This is a genomic window from Pseudomonas sp. B33.4 (assembly GCF_034555375.1).
Classification (GTDB): Bacteria; Pseudomonadota; Gammaproteobacteria; order Pseudomonadales; family Pseudomonadaceae; genus Aquipseudomonas.
The window spans coordinates 4677465-4691164 of the sequence record NZ_CP140706.1; the positions used below are offsets into that span (position 1 = coordinate 4677465).

General features: G+C 57.5%; 12 protein-coding genes. 3 read left to right on the plus strand and 9 right to left on the minus strand.

Annotation, left to right across the window (positions count from 1 at the left end; all coding sequences use genetic code 11):
• Nucleotides 1-194: 194 nt before the first annotated feature.
• From kdpB to kdpF, 3 genes are read right to left on the minus strand one after another with little or no spacing between them, the layout of a single operon-like run.
• Nucleotides 195-2258, minus strand: a complete 2064-nt coding sequence (kdpB, locus tag U6037_RS20535; protein WP_322844340.1) for a potassium-transporting ATPase subunit KdpB — start codon at nucleotides 2256-2258, stop codon at nucleotides 195-197.
• Between the two features lie 10 nt (nucleotides 2259-2268).
• Entirely contained in the window at nucleotides 2269-3963 is a 1695-nt protein-coding gene (kdpA, locus tag U6037_RS20540; RefSeq protein ID WP_322844341.1) for a potassium-transporting ATPase subunit KdpA, read from the minus strand.
• A gap of 8 nt (nucleotides 3964-3971) precedes the next feature.
• Nucleotides 3972-4061, minus strand: a complete 90-nt coding sequence (gene kdpF, locus U6037_RS20545; protein ID WP_007899818.1) for a K(+)-transporting ATPase subunit F — start codon at nucleotides 4059-4061, stop codon at nucleotides 3972-3974.
• Between the two features lie 399 nt (nucleotides 4062-4460).
• On the opposite strand from kdpF, the gene eat reads away from it, so the two are divergent.
• From eat to U6037_RS20560, 3 genes are all read left to right on the plus strand, one after another.
• Nucleotides 4461-5825, plus strand: coding sequence for an ethanolamine permease (eat, locus tag U6037_RS20550; protein WP_322844342.1), 1365 nt, complete (start codon nucleotides 4461-4463; stop codon nucleotides 5823-5825).
• Between the two features lie 129 nt (nucleotides 5826-5954).
• Nucleotides 5955-6122, plus strand: coding sequence for a DUF2897 family protein (locus tag U6037_RS20555; protein ID WP_095120497.1), 168 nt, complete (start codon nucleotides 5955-5957; stop codon nucleotides 6120-6122).
• 137 nt (nucleotides 6123-6259) lie between these two features.
• Nucleotides 6260-6814, plus strand: a complete 555-nt coding sequence (locus U6037_RS20560) for a TetR/AcrR family transcriptional regulator (protein WP_322844343.1) — start codon at nucleotides 6260-6262, stop codon at nucleotides 6812-6814.
• Here the strand turns inward: U6037_RS20560 and fabF are convergent.
• The 6 genes from fabF to U6037_RS20590 form a co-directional block, all read right to left on the minus strand.
• Nucleotides 6811-8085, minus strand: coding sequence for a beta-ketoacyl-ACP synthase II (gene fabF, locus U6037_RS20565; protein WP_322844344.1), 1275 nt, complete (start codon nucleotides 8083-8085; stop codon nucleotides 6811-6813). The genes U6037_RS20560 and fabF overlap by 4 nt on opposite strands.
• Nucleotides 8086-8107: 22 nt before the next feature.
• Nucleotides 8108-8911: an SDR family oxidoreductase gene (locus tag U6037_RS20570; protein ID WP_322844345.1), complete on the minus strand. Its 804-nt coding sequence runs from the start codon at nucleotides 8909-8911 to the stop codon at nucleotides 8108-8110.
• Nucleotides 8912-9126: 215 nt separating this feature from the next.
• Entirely contained in the window at nucleotides 9127-9462 is a 336-nt protein-coding gene (locus U6037_RS20575; RefSeq protein ID WP_322844346.1) for a helix-hairpin-helix domain-containing protein, read from the minus strand.
• Nucleotides 9463-9572: 110 nt separating this feature from the next.
• Entirely contained in the window at nucleotides 9573-11567 is a 1995-nt protein-coding gene (locus U6037_RS20580; protein WP_322847346.1) for a nucleoside-diphosphate sugar epimerase/dehydratase, read from the minus strand.
• A 106-nt stretch (nucleotides 11568-11673) separates the two neighbouring features.
• Entirely contained in the window at nucleotides 11674-12702 is a 1029-nt protein-coding gene (locus U6037_RS20585; protein ID WP_322844347.1) for a glycosyltransferase family 4 protein, read from the minus strand.
• Nucleotides 12699-13667, minus strand: a complete 969-nt coding sequence (locus U6037_RS20590; RefSeq protein ID WP_322844348.1) for an SDR family oxidoreductase — start codon at nucleotides 13665-13667, stop codon at nucleotides 12699-12701. Before U6037_RS20590 ends, U6037_RS20585 begins: the two co-directional genes overlap by 4 nt.
• Between the last annotated feature and the right edge of the window lie 33 nt (nucleotides 13668-13700).

The following is a 13700-nucleotide window of genomic DNA, read 5'->3' on the forward strand; positions in this document are numbered from 1 at the left end:
GCGTCAGAGAGATCTTTTCCCCCTCACCCCAGCCCTCTCCCCCAAAGGGGCGAGGGGGAAAGGGAGCCGATTTGTATGCTTTTCAAGATCTGAGTTCGGCTCGATATCTCAGGTCGATGCACCTCTCGTAAACACCTCGGTCAGTCCCCTCTCCCTCCGGGAGAGGGCTAGGGTGAGGGGCTGCGATGTCAGCCTCACACCAGATGCAGCGCCGTGAGCAACATGTCGATCGCCTTGATCCCCACAAACGGCACCAGAATCCCACCCAGTCCGTAGATCAACAAATTGCGCCGCAACAACGCCGCCGCACTCGCTGCTTGCACGCGCACACCGCGCAGCGCCAGCGGAATCAGCACAACGATGATCAAGGCGTTGAAGACGATGGCCGAGAGAATCGCACTCTGCGGACTGGTCAGTTGCATGATGTTGAGGACGCCCAGTTGCGGATAAATCGAGGCAAACAGCGCCGGCAGAATCGCGAAGTACTTGGCCACGTCGTTGGCAATGGAAAAAGTCGTCAGCGCACCACGGGTCACCAGCAATTCCTTGCCGATCTGCACAACGTCCAACAGCTTGGTCGGGTCGCTGTCGAGGTCGACCATGTTCGCCGCTTCGCGTGCTGCTTGCGTGCCGTCGTTCATCGCCATGCCAACGTCAGCCTGGGCCAGCGCCGGGGCATCGTTGGCGCCGTCGCCGCACATTGCGACCAGACGACCGTCGTTCTGCTCGTGACGAATACGCGCGAGTTTTTTCTCCGGCGTAGCCTCGGCGAGGACATCATCGACACCCGCTTCAGCGGCGATGGCAGCAGCGGTCAGCGGGTTGTCGCCAGTGACCATCACAGTACGAATGCCGAGTTTGCGCAGTTCGGCGAAACGTTCGCGAATGCCCGGTTTGACCACGTCCTTGAGGTGAATCGCGCCGAGCAATTTGCCGTCGGCACAGACCAGCAATGGCGTACCGCCGCTCTGCGCGATCTTGTCGATTTCCCGCGACAGCGCCGGGGCCAGGTCCGAGCGTTTCTGGCCGAGAAAACTCAGCAGCGAATCCACCGCGCCTTTGCGGTAGACACGGCCCTGATAGTCGACGCCGGACAAACGGGTTTCAGCGCTGAACGGCACAGCGGTCAGGGTTTCCAGCGCCGGCTCAGGCTGCGGATGCAGACCGCGCAAGTACTCAACGATGGATTTACCTTCAGCGGTTTCGTCGGCCAGCGAGGCGAACAGCGCGCCCTCAGCCAGCTCGCGCCCCGTCACACCTGGCGCGGCATACACCGCACTGCAGCGACGGTTACCGAAAGTGATGGTGCCAGTCTTGTCGAGCAGCAACACATGCACGTCGCCCGCCGCTTCCACGGCGCGACCGGATTTGGCGATCACATTCAGACGCACCAGACGATCCATCCCGGCGATACCGATCGCCGACAACAGACCGCCAATGGTGGTCGGAATCAGCGTGACCAGCAGTGCCACCAGAAACACCAGCGGCAGGCTGCCGTTGGCGAAATGCGCGAACGGTTGCAGCGTCACGACGACCAGCAGGAAGATCAGGGTCAGGCCGATCAGCAGAATGTCCAGCGCCACTTCGTTCGGGGTTTTCTGCCGCTTGGCGCCTTCGACCAGTGCGATCATGCGGTCAAGGGTCGACTCGCCCGGGTTGGCGGTGATCTGCACCAGCAACCAGTCGGAGACCAGTCGCGTGTTGCCGGTGACGGCCGAACGGTCGCCGCCGGATTCGCGAATCACCGGCGCCGATTCACCGGTGATCGCCGCCTCGTTGACTGCCGCGATACCTTCGATGACTTCGCCGTCGCCGGGGATCATCTCCCCCGCTTCGACGCGCACCACATCGCCCTTGCGCAGACTCGCTGCCGGTACCACCTGAAAGCCGCCGTTGGCCAGTTTGCGCCGGGCGCTGAGGCCTTCGCTGCCAGCCTTGAGGCTGTCGGCACGGGCCTTGCCGCGACCTTCGGCCAGGGCTTCGGCGAAGTTGGCGAACAGCACGGTGAACCACAGCCACAGAGCGATTTGCGCAGCCACGAAGGTCGGCACATCCGCGTCAGGAATGAAGCACAGCACGGTGGTGAAAATCGCGGTCAGTTCGACCACCAGCATCACCGGCGAGCGCTTCAGTTGCCGAGGGTCGAGCTTGACGAAGGCTTGCACCAGCGCCGGCCGCCACAGGGCCGAGATCGCGGTTTTCGGTGCTTCTGCCGACTTGGTCGGCTCTGCAGGTTTTGCAGGAACGTGCATATTCATGATGGATTCCTTAGAAGCCCATACTTAAATGTTCGGCAATTGGGCCGAGCGCCAGAGTCGGCAGAAAGGTCAGGCCGCCCACCAGCAAAATGGTCACGGTCAACAGGGTCACGAACAGCGGGCCATGAGTCGGGAAGCTGTTCTGGCCGATCGGTGCGGTTTTCTTCATCGCCAGACTGCCAGCCAGCGCCAGCACGGGAAGGATGTAACCGAAGCGGCCGATCAACATGCCCAGGCCGAGCATCAGGTTATGAAACGGCGTGTTCGCGCTCAGGCCACCGAACGCCGAGCCGTTGTTGGCGCTTGCCGAGGTGTAGGCATAAAGCAACTGACTGAAACCGTGCGGTCCGGGGTTGCTGATGGTCGCCGCAGCACTGGGAACCGCTGCGGCAATCGCACCGAGCACCAGCACGCCAACCGGCATCACCAACAGAGTGACGACCAGCAATTGCACTTCGCGCGCCTGGAGTTTCTTGCCGAGGTATTCCGGTGTACGTCCGATCATCAAACCGGCAAGGAACACCGCGATCAGCACGTTGAGCAACATGCCGTAGAGCCCGGCACCGACGCCGCCGAAGATCACTTCGCCGACCATCATGTTGACCAGCGCGACCATGCCGCTGAGCGGGTTGAGGCTATCGTGCATGCCGTTGACCGAGCCGTTCGAAGCCGCCGTCGTCGTCACCGACCACAGCACCGTGGCGGTGGTGCCAAAGCGCGCTTCTTTACCTTCCAGCGGTGCGGTCTGTTCGACGGCACCGTTGCTCAGCGTCGGGTTCGGTTGATACTCCGCCCACAGCGAGGTCGCGCCGCCGATCAGGAACAGCGCCAGCATGCAGGCGATGATCGCGCGGCTCTGACGCAGGTCCTTGACGTAATGGCCGAAGGTGAACACCAGCGCCACCGGGATCAGAATGATCGAAGCGACTTCGAACAAGTTGCTCCACGCGGTCGGGTTCTCGAATGGATGCGCCGAGTTGACGCCGAAGAACCCGCCACCGTTGGTGCCCAGTTGCTTGATCGCAATTTGGCTGGCGGCCGGGCCGAGCGGGATCACTTGATCGACACCCTGCATCGTCACCGCATTCACATACTGCGCGAAGGTTTGCGGCACGCCCTGCCAGACCAGATACAACGCCAGCAACAGGCACAGTGGCAACAAGCCGTAGAGGGTGGCGCGGGTCATGTCGACCCAGAAGTTGCCGAGAGTCTTGGTCGACTTGCGACCGATGCCACGGCACAGCGCAACCAGCACGGCCAGGCCGGTGGCGGCGCTGACGAAGTTCTGTACGGTGAGACCGACCATCTGGCTCAGATAGCTGAGGGTCGCCTCGCCGCTGTAGGACTGCCAGTTGGTGTTGGTCATGAAACTGACGGCGGTGTTGAACGCTTGCGTCCACTCCTGGCCCGGCAGGTTCTGCGGGTTCAGCGGCAGGTGATCCTGGAACAACAGGATCGCAAACAACAGCAGAAAACCGGCAAGGTTGAACGCCAGCAGAGCCAGCGTGTATTTCTGCCAGCTCTGTTCAGTCTGCGGATCGACCCCGGCGATACGGTAGCAACCGCGCTCGACCGGGCCGAGAACCGGCGTCAGCCAGGTGCGCTGGCCTTCCATTACTTTGTAGTAGAAGCGCCCGAGGAACGGCGCCGGCAGCAAGACCAACGCAAAGAACGCGAGGATCAGCCAATAGTCATAACTGTGCATAGCCGCTCCTAGTTCCGATCCGCGCGCAACAGCGCAACCAACAGATAAATGAACAGCCCCACTGCCAACAGCAGTGACACCCCGTCCAGAACGCTCATGGAAGATCTCCGTGTTACGGCGTATTGCCGTGTGTGCAGGCATTGTCGGAAAGGAGGCTGTAAAGGAACGAGAGCGAGGGGATTGGCTGGCCATAAAGAAAGCGTAAAGAGTGGGTTTATGCGGGCGTTACAGCTGAGCTTTGTGGTGTTTGGGCTGGCGCCTTCGCGAGCAAGCTCGCTCCCACAGGGGAATGCATTTCAAAATGTGGGAGCGAGCCTGCTCGCGAAGACGGCATAACAAGCAACATCGCACCCAACTGGCGCACAAAAAGCAGCTATCCCCCGGCGAACATCCCCGATACGACAGCTTTCAACTCATTACGACTTGTTTCAGCGCAATGGCACGCGCACTGCAAACGCCCTCCCCTGAGCTTTCCAAACCGTTCAGGGAGCAAACGCATGAACACACAACTCAAACCCACGCTGGGCACCTTGCACCTGTGGGGCATCGCCGTGGGGCTGGTGATTTCCGGGGAATACTTCGGCTGGAGTTATGGCTGGGGCGTGGCTGGGACGCTGGGGTTTCTGGTGACCTCGTTCATGGTCGCGACCATGTACACCTGCTTTATCTTCAGTTTCACCGAACTGACCACCGCGATTCCCCATGCGGGCGGGCCGTTTGCCTACAGCCGACGCGCCTTCGGTGAAAAAGGAGGATTGATTGCTGGCCTGGCGACGCTGATCGAGTTTGTCTTCGCGCCACCGGCCATTGCCCTGGCCATCGGCGCTTACCTGAATGTGCAGTTTCCGGCACTCGATCCGAAACACGCAGCGGTCGGCGCCTATATCGTCTTTATGGGTTTGAATATTCTGGGCGTGAAGCTTGCGGCGACTTTCGAATTGATCGTCTGCGTACTGGCCGTCGCCGAATTGCTGGTGTTCATGGGGGTGGTCGCGCCGGCGTTCAGTTTCAGCAACTTCGCGCTCAATGGCTGGGCGGGGTCGGATGTATTTGGTGCGCCAGCGATTGCCGGGATGTTCGCGGCCATTCCGTTTGCGATCTGGTTCTTCCTCGCCATCGAAGGCGCCGCCATGGCCGCCGAAGAAGCCAAGGACCCGAAACGCACGATCCCCAAGGCTTACATCAGCGGCATTCTGACTCTGGTGCTGCTGGCGATGGGTGTGATGTTCTTTGCCGGCGGTGTCGGTGACTGGCGCACCTTGGCCAACATCAATGACCCATTGCCGCAGGCGATGAAAACCGTGGTCGGCGACAACTCTGGCTGGCTGCACATGCTGGTATGGATCGGTCTGTTCGGTCTGGTCGCCAGTTTCCACGGGATCATCCTCGGCTACTCGCGGCAGTTCTTCGCCCTCGCCCGCGCCGGGTATCTCCCAGCTTCGCTGGCGAAACTCTCGCGTTTCCAGACCCCGCACCGCGCAATCATTGTCGGCGGCATCATCGGCATCGCGGCGATTTACAGCGACGGCTTGATCAATCTCGGCGGCATGACCCTGACCGCCGCGATGATCACCATGGCCGTGTTCGGCGCGATCGTGATGTACATCATGAGCATGCTCAGCCTGTTCAAACTGCGTAAATCGGAACCGAATCTGGAACGCACTTTCCGCGCGCCGTGCTATCCGTTGATTCCAATGATTGCATTGGTGCTGGCGGTGGTTTGTCTGGTGGCGATGGCCTGGTTCAACGCGTTGATCGGCTTGATCTTCCTTGGCTTCATGGCGGTCGGTTTCGGCTACTTCCTGCTGACCGGACAACTGCGTGCCGACGCACCGGCCGATGCAATGCTGACGGGCAATTGAGGGATTTCGGGTGTACCGGGTACAAGCGGCCTAGAATGGAACCACTGCGAGTTCACTTCGCTCAAAAGTGGTATGCAGCGTTGCACGGCGAACTCCTCGTCCGTCGACCTGCCATTAAGGAGAGCCGTTATGCCTTGGTATGCCTGGTTGATTCTGGTCGTTGCAATCGGCTCGATCGTAGGGGGATTGATGATGTTGCGCGACACCGCCAACAAGGTCGATCTGACCGATGAAGAACGCAAGCGCGTTGCCCAACGCAATGCCGAAGCGGACGCCAAAGACGCCCAAGACCGCTGAACACAACCCCGCCAGATCGGCGGGGTTTGTGCTTTTTATAGCCATTGGACCTATCCGCACGCTTTTAAGAAGTAGAAGTACAGTCACCATCTAATTTTCCTTGGTTAAGATGGGGACATTGTTGCGGAGAGTTCCAGATGCGTTATTCGCATGACCATAAAGCCCAGACCCATCAGCGCATCATCAAGGAGGCTTCGGCACGCTTTCGCAAGGACGGAATCGGCGCTACAGGTCTGCAGCCCCTGATGAAGGCGCTGGGTTTGACCCATGGCGGTTTCTATTCACATTTCAAATCCAAGGACGAGTTGGTCGAGAAGGCCTTGCAAGAGGCCGGCAACCAGGTCGACGGGTTATGTGCCGAGATTTTTTCCAAGGACAACCCGCTTGATGCCTTTATCGAGACGTACCTGTCCGAATGGCATCAAACGTCGCCCCATGAAGGCTGCCCGTTGCTGACCATTTCTTCGGAGCTGGGCCTGCGTGGCCAGCCGAGTCCCACCAGTGACGTGGTCCTCAACGCACGGCTGGAGCAGATCGAAAACAGCCTCGAAGGCGAAAACAGCGCTGACCGCGCCATCGTCATCATGTCGACCCTGGTCGGTGCACTGCTGCTGTCGCGCAGTGTCGCGGATGCCGGGTTTGCGCAACGCATCCTCGATGTCACCCGCGATCACCTCAAGAACCGCGACTAAGCCTGCCAGCGCTTGAACAGCACGCTGGCATTGACCCCGCCAAACCCGAAACCATTGGACAGTGCATATTCGATCGACATCGGCCGCGCCTGGCCATGGACGATGTCCACCCCTGCGCTCGCCGGATCGGGATTGTCGAAATTCAGCGTCGGCGGTACCACCTGATCACGAATTGCCAGCAGCGTGAAGATCGCTTCAAGCCCGCCGGCAGCGCCGAGCAAATGACCGGTGGCTGACTTGGTCGACGTCACGGCGATTTTATTCTGCGTGCCGAACAACGCTTTGATCGCGGCCAACTCACCCAGATCGCCCACTGGCGTCGAGGTCGCATGCGCATTGAGATGCTGCACCTGATCCGGCTCGATACCCGCCTGCGCCAGTGCCAGCGTCATCGCCCGCCGAGCCCCACTGCCATCTTCAGGCCCGGCCGTCAGGTGATAGGCGTCGGCGCTGGTGCCATAGCCGACCAGCTCCGCCAGCGGCGTCGCGCCACGCGCCAACGCATGCTCGAGGGATTCGATCACCAAAAGCCCGGCGCCCTCGCCCATCACGAAACCGTCGCGCCCGCTGTCGAACGGCCGCGAGGCGCGCTGCGGGGTGTCGTTGTAACCGCTCGACAGTGCCCGCGCTGCCGCGAAACCGGCCAGACTGACGCGGTCGATGCAGGCTTCCGCACCGCCACACACGGCAATATCCGCTTCGCCGGCGCGGATCAAGCGCGCCGCATCGCCAATCGCTTGAACACCCGCAGCGCACGCCGTCACCGGCGCACCCAAAGGCCCCTTGAGGCCGTGTTGAATGGACACGTGACCTGCCGCGAGATTGACCAGAAACGACGGAATGGTAAACGGTGACAAACGCCGAGGACCGCGACTGTCGGTGGTGCGCACGGCGTCGGCAATCGCGCCGAAACCACCGACACCGGAACCGATGATCGTTGCGCTACGCTCCTGGCTTTTGCTTTCTGAAGGATGCCAGTCAGCCTGTTCCAGCGCCTGACGGGCAGCCTCCATGGCGAACAGAATGAAGCGGTCCATCTTCTTCTGCTCCTTCGGTGGCGTAGCGCGATCCGGATCGAAACCTGCTTCAGCGTCCTCTTCCAGCGTCGGCACCGCGCCGCCGACTCGCGTGGGTAAATCAGCGACCGTTGCCTCAGGCAAGTTACGCAAACCAGAACGCCCTGCCAGCAAACGCTGCCATACGACTTCAAGATCGCTGCCCAAGGGTGAAACCAGGCCCATGCCCGTGACGACTATTCGACGCGAATCCATACTGTGGTGACCTCTGATCAATTCAATTGCCGGACTTGTAGCGTTGGGCTGCGACACTGCGAGAAAGGTTCGGCGCCATGACATGACGAGCCGCAACAAATGCGTGCCATTCGCCTGCATCAGGCAGTGAAGGAATGGTGATCAACTCGCCCTGATCCAGACCGGCCAGCGCCGCATCGACCATCTCGCCCGCGTCCATGACCATTTCTGCCGGAATGCCACTGGCATCGATACCGGAGCGCTCCCAGATTTCGGTGCGGGTTACGCCGGGCAGCACAGCCTGGATCTGCGCGCCGGTGCCTTCAAGTTCAGTGTTCAACGACTGGGTCAGGCTCAGTACATAAGCTTTGCTGGCGCTGTAGGTAGCGTTGAAGCGTTCCGGGAACAACGCCACCACCGAGGCGATATTAATGATCGTGCCACGACCGGCCTTGGCGAAACTGGCGGCTGCCGCCGAGGCCAGACGCGTGACGGCGGTGATGTTCAACTGGATCAGTCGCTCCAACCGGTCCATATCGGCATTGGCCAGCAATCCGTCCGCCGCCACACCGGCGTTATTGACCAGCAAGCTTATGCTGGAATCGCTGCGCAGGCGTTGTTCGAGTTTGAGCACGTCATCCTTCTGTGTCAGATCGGCCTTGAGCACTTCAACCTGAACGCCATGGGCTTCACGCAACTGGCTAGCAGCACTTTCCAGACGGTCCTTGTCACGGGCTACCAACAGCAGATCAAAACCACGCGCCGCCAGGCGCTGAGCATAAATCGCACCGATACCCGACGATGCGCCGGTGACGAGAGCAGTACCTTGGGAGTGTGCGGAATTCATGAGAGTGCTCCTGGAATACTTGATGAAGGAAGTTGCCGATGAGACGTGTCGGCTCGACGCCCCGGCAAATTATTATAGGCATAATCTAAAGGCAATATGATAGCCATAATTTTAAATCGTCCGACGGGTGCCCTCTCCACCGCTACCAGCGGCCATGCACTGCGCAAGTAAAAAAGGCCGGTCAATGACCGGCCTCTTGGCTTTGAACACTCAGCTTAGTTGACTTCCAGCTTGTCGCGATTGCGATCCAGGATCGCCTTGCCAATCCCCTTCACTTCCAGCAACTCATCCACCGATGAAAACGGCCCGTTTGTTTCACGATACGCAACAATCGCTTTCGCTTTGGCCTCACCTACCCCAGCCAGTTCCTTTTGCAGCGTCGCCGCGTCGGCATCGTTGAGATCGACTTTTGCACTTTGGGAAGCTGCCGCTGTATCCATCACCAACGGCGCTTTGGGTGACTCCACTGGGGCAACAGGTGCAGCAATAGCGGCGATCGAGGCGCTGGTGAGGAAAGCAAAAATCAGAGAACAGAAGTAACCGGTACGCATTTTTGACGCTCCATCATCGTTTGAGAAAGCAGCTTTTCCGAAGCTGCTCTCCAAACGTAGGTCATGATGGGTGTATGTCAAAAATGCGAGCGTTACAGAATGTGAAACAATCAGGGCTCGAGACGGCGTTGCTGATAGATCCAGTCGACAATTTCGCCATCGGGGGTGTAGCCGGAGACGGTGTCTCGCAGCAACTGGCGAACGCGCGAATAATCATCTTCCTCGACGGCAGCCAGCAAATCCGCCAAACGAAGCTTGAGCAAGTCCCATGGCAAATGATCTTCGCTAGCACTCATGATCATCGGGTGTTCAGTCGCCAATACGTTATCGCCAATCAACAACTCTTCATAAAGCTTCTCGCCGGGGCGTAATCCGGTGAATTCGATCGAAATGTCACCTTGCAGATTTTTCTCCGAACGCACGCTCAAACCGGACAAATGAATCATCTTCTTCGCCAGTTCGACAATTCTTACCGGTTCCCCCATATCGAGTACGAACACATCGCCCCCCTGCCCCATGGAACCGGCCTGAATCACTAGTTGCGCGGCTTCAGGGATAGTCATGAAGTAACGGGTAATCTTGGGGTGGGTCACCGTCAATGGCCCACCTGATTTGATCTGACTGTGGAACAAGGGAATAACCGAACCGGAAGAACCCAGCACATTGCCGAAGCGGACCATCGTAAAACGAGTCTTGTTGACTCGAGACACATTGGATTTGTCGCCGAACAGAACAGGGGCGATTTCTCGACTCAAGGCCTGAAGCGTCAACTCGGCAAGACGCTTGGTACTGCCCATCACGTTAGTAGGGCGAACCGCCTTGTCTGTGGAAATCAATACGAAGTTGGACACCCCCGATTGCAAGGCAGCCTGGGCAGTATTAAGCGTCCCGATGACGTTATTGAGCACCCCTTCTGCAATGTTGTGTTCAACCATGGGCACGTGCTTATACGCGGCCGCATGGTAAACAGTTTCAACGTCCCAGGTATTCATGACATCCAGCAGTTTATGCGGATGTCGGATGGATCCGAGTATCGGCAAGAGCTTGACCGAAGTCGACTCCCGGGTTCCCCTTTGCTCCAACTCCGAAAGTATGCTGTAAAGGTTGAACTCGCTGTGGTCAAACAACAATAGCCTGGTGGGGCCAAGCGAGTAGATCTGTCGGCAAAGCTCAGAGCCAATGGAACCGCCAGCGCCAGTAACCATCACCGTCTTGCCCTTGATACAGCGCTCAAGCAGATCCGGTTGTGCAGGCACCGAATCACGCCCCAACAGATCAGCGATATCCACTTCCTGAATATCCTCGACCTTGACTCGGCCACTGGCAAGGTCAGTGAAATTTGGAACGCTGCGGATATGTAGCGGAAAACTCTCCAGAAGCGTGAGAATCTCCCGGCGACGTGCACGTGTCGACGACGGCAGCGCTAAAAGAATTTCCTGCGCACCTGTTTCATCGATCATCTGTTGAATGTGCTTGGGTTTGTAAACCTGCAGCCCGGCAATTACCCGATCAGCAATGCTCGGGTCGTCATCAATAAATGCCACCGGGCGCATGGTTCGGCCCATGCGTAATGCGGCAACCAATTGATTACCCGCGACTCCAGCCCCATAGACTGCAACTTTGATAAGGCTATCGTCACGGCTGGAAAAGGGTACGTGCTGAGCGCCAGCGAACCAGTCCCCCATGAAATACTGACGCATGCACAACCGCAAGCCGCCGATGATGACAAGGCTCAGCCACCAATAGTTGAAGACAATCGAACGCGGGACTACCGCCTCGTGGTTGCTATACCAATAGACAACCAGCGCCAGAATCAATGCGGACAGACTGACCGCTTTGATAATAGCGACCAGCGCATCGTTGCCAAAATAGCGCATTACCGCACGGTACATGCCAAAACGAATGAACAAGGGAATCGCGACAACAGGCGCGCATACGAAAAGCCAGAAATGCACCTTGAAAGGGTTGTACATATCGTCCAGACCCAGGCGAACGATAAAGGCCAGCCACAAAGCGGCCCAGACGAGCACGATGTCTGTGGCAACCTGAAGCAGTCTCTTGCGGCGCCGGGGAAGGCCTAACAGGTACTCTCTGATTTTATCCATAAACCCTTCAATTACCTTGATCACTCCTTTGAGCAGCACTCGCCATCGTGCCGGCTCAATGGCGTTTCGTGATCACTCTAAACCTAAATGACCTGGCAATTACTGCTTAGTTCTTGACCACCGGAATCTCGAGATCTCCGGCGTGAAACTTTATTGCCAGTACGATCAATGGAATGTAAGCCAAAAGCACACCCAAAGCACCGTCCAAACCGAGGCGCGTGACACAAAAGGCAATGGGCAACAGCCAGAACAGATTGATCACGCCGACCGCAACAGTGACCGGCAAGTGTTTGCCAAAGCGACGTGAAGCGAACTGATAGGCATGACTACGGTGTGCTTCATAGATCTTTTCTCCTCTCAGCATGCGATGAAACAGCGTGTACGTAGCGTCGACAATGAACACACCAAGCAAAATCATCCAGGCCCAGAGCATCGGTGCGCTCACCCAGGCAGCCTGCAGAGACAATCCGCCAAGGACGATGCCCAGAAATCCACTGCCAGCGTCGCCCATGAATATCCGTGCCGGTGGGAAGTTCCAATATAGAAAACCGCCAACGGCAGCAGCGAGCAACAAAGGCGCCCAGATCAGATTCTCCAATCCCGACAACCAGTAAAGCAGACAAGCACCGACGCAGGCACAAATCGCTTCTACACTGGCGATTCCGTCAATGCCGTCCATGAAGTTGTAAAGATTGAGTAGCCACACAAGATAAAAAGCGCCCAGCACAAAACCCAGCCAACCCAGTTCGATCGAAGTACCGAACAACTCAACGGGTGGTATGCCCCCCATCCAGCCCAATAACCACAAAGCTGAAGCAAAATGACCCAACAATCGCCATCGCGCGGCGATATGCCCGTGATCATCCATGAATCCAATCAAGGCAATGGCACCACCGCCCCCTGCCATCGCGACAAAAAACCGGACGGAAATCAAATCCGTGAAAAACAGAAAGCCCAGGGACAAGATAAATGCCGCAACAATCGCTATGCCGCCACCGCGTGGCGTAGCCACAACATGAGAGCTGCGTGCATTAGGAACATCCATCAGACTTCGAGATATCGCATACCGGCGCAAAACAGCAGTCAGCAAAAAAGCAATTCCGAAAACCAATGGAATGAAATATCCGTAACTCATCTTTTGCGAGACTCCAGAAAATGCTCAGCCGTCGCCTTCAAGCCCTCATCCAGGGTGAAGGGCGGACGCCAGCCTAACAACTCTCGATTCTTCTTGATATCGACCTGTAGCGAGCCGAAAAGCCGCTGAGCGACTGCACCTCGCCCCACCAGGCGAGCGAAGAACTTCAGTAGCGAAACAGGAACGGGGACGAGCCAGGTTTTTCTACCCAAAAAAATCAGAAGACGTTGCATCAATTGGGTTGTAGAAACATCTTCATCATCACTGACCAGAAACACCTGGTTTGCGGCACGAGGATGATCGACACACGTACTGACCAAATCAACGACGTTATCCAGTGAAACGAGACTTCGCAGGTTGTGAACAGATCCGAAAGGCATTGGAATGCCCTTCGTGAGCCAGTGCATCATTTGACGAAAGTTCGCACCTACACCTGGACCATAAATTAGTACCGGGCGGATGATTACAACTTCTATTGCGCCTGTCTGGGCAAGCTGCATTAGTTGTTGCTCTGCTTCGTATTTGGAGATCCCATAAGCATCAGACGGGAGCGGAGTGTCGCTGGCACTAAAGGCATGGCCGAGCAGAGTAGCTTCGCCATTAACCTTGATAGAACTTATATAAATGAACCTTTTGGCACCGGCCGCAACGGCCTGCCGTGCCAGACAAAGTGTTCCTTTGACATTAACCGCGCGAAACTCTTCAATGGATTTTGCCGAGTCTTCTTGCATGACATGCACTCGCGCCGCAGCATGTACAACAACATCCACACCAGTTAAAGACTCGCGCCAGTCGGTATCTTCATTAATATCCGATATACGAGTTACAGTCATTTCCTCTGGTAACTTCCCTCGTACACTCCGTAATGGGGCCACGACGGAATTATCTGGAAAATTGCAAAAATGCTGAACCAAGGACCTTCCAAGAAATCCTGTCGCACCGGTGACAAGTATTTTTTTTGGCATTTTAACCGATTCGGAGAGAGCAGGGGCTCAATT

Coding starts and splice junctions, on each gene's coding strand:
- kdpB (WP_322844340.1), bottom strand. CDS start 2,258: ATGAATATGCACGTTCCTGCAAAACCTGCAGAGCCGACCAAGTCGGCA.
- kdpA (WP_322844341.1), bottom strand. CDS start 3,963: ATGCACAGTTATGACTATTGGCTGATCCTCGCGTTCTTTGCGTTGGTC.
- kdpF (WP_007899818.1), bottom strand. CDS start 4,061: ATGAGCGTTCTGGACGGGGTGTCACTGCTGTTGGCAGTGGGGCTGTTC.
- eat (WP_322844342.1), top strand. CDS start 4,461: ATGAACACACAACTCAAACCCACGCTGGGCACCTTGCACCTGTGGGGC.
- U6037_RS20555 (WP_095120497.1), top strand. CDS start 5,955: ATGCCTTGGTATGCCTGGTTGATTCTGGTCGTTGCAATCGGCTCGATC.
- U6037_RS20560 (WP_322844343.1), top strand. CDS start 6,260: ATGCGTTATTCGCATGACCATAAAGCCCAGACCCATCAGCGCATCATC.
- fabF (WP_322844344.1), bottom strand. CDS start 8,085: ATGGATTCGCGTCGAATAGTCGTCACGGGCATGGGCCTGGTTTCACCC.
- U6037_RS20570 (WP_322844345.1), bottom strand. CDS start 8,911: ATGAATTCCGCACACTCCCAAGGTACTGCTCTCGTCACCGGCGCATCG.
- U6037_RS20575 (WP_322844346.1), bottom strand. CDS start 9,462: ATGCGTACCGGTTACTTCTGTTCTCTGATTTTTGCTTTCCTCACCAGC.
- U6037_RS20580 (WP_322847346.1), bottom strand. CDS start 11,567: ATGGATAAAATCAGAGAGTACCTGTTAGGCCTTCCCCGGCGCCGCAAG.
- U6037_RS20585 (WP_322844347.1), bottom strand. CDS start 12,702: ATGAGTTACGGATATTTCATTCCATTGGTTTTCGGAATTGCTTTTTTG.
- U6037_RS20590 (WP_322844348.1), bottom strand. CDS start 13,667: ATGCCAAAAAAAATACTTGTCACCGGTGCGACAGGATTTCTTGGAAGG.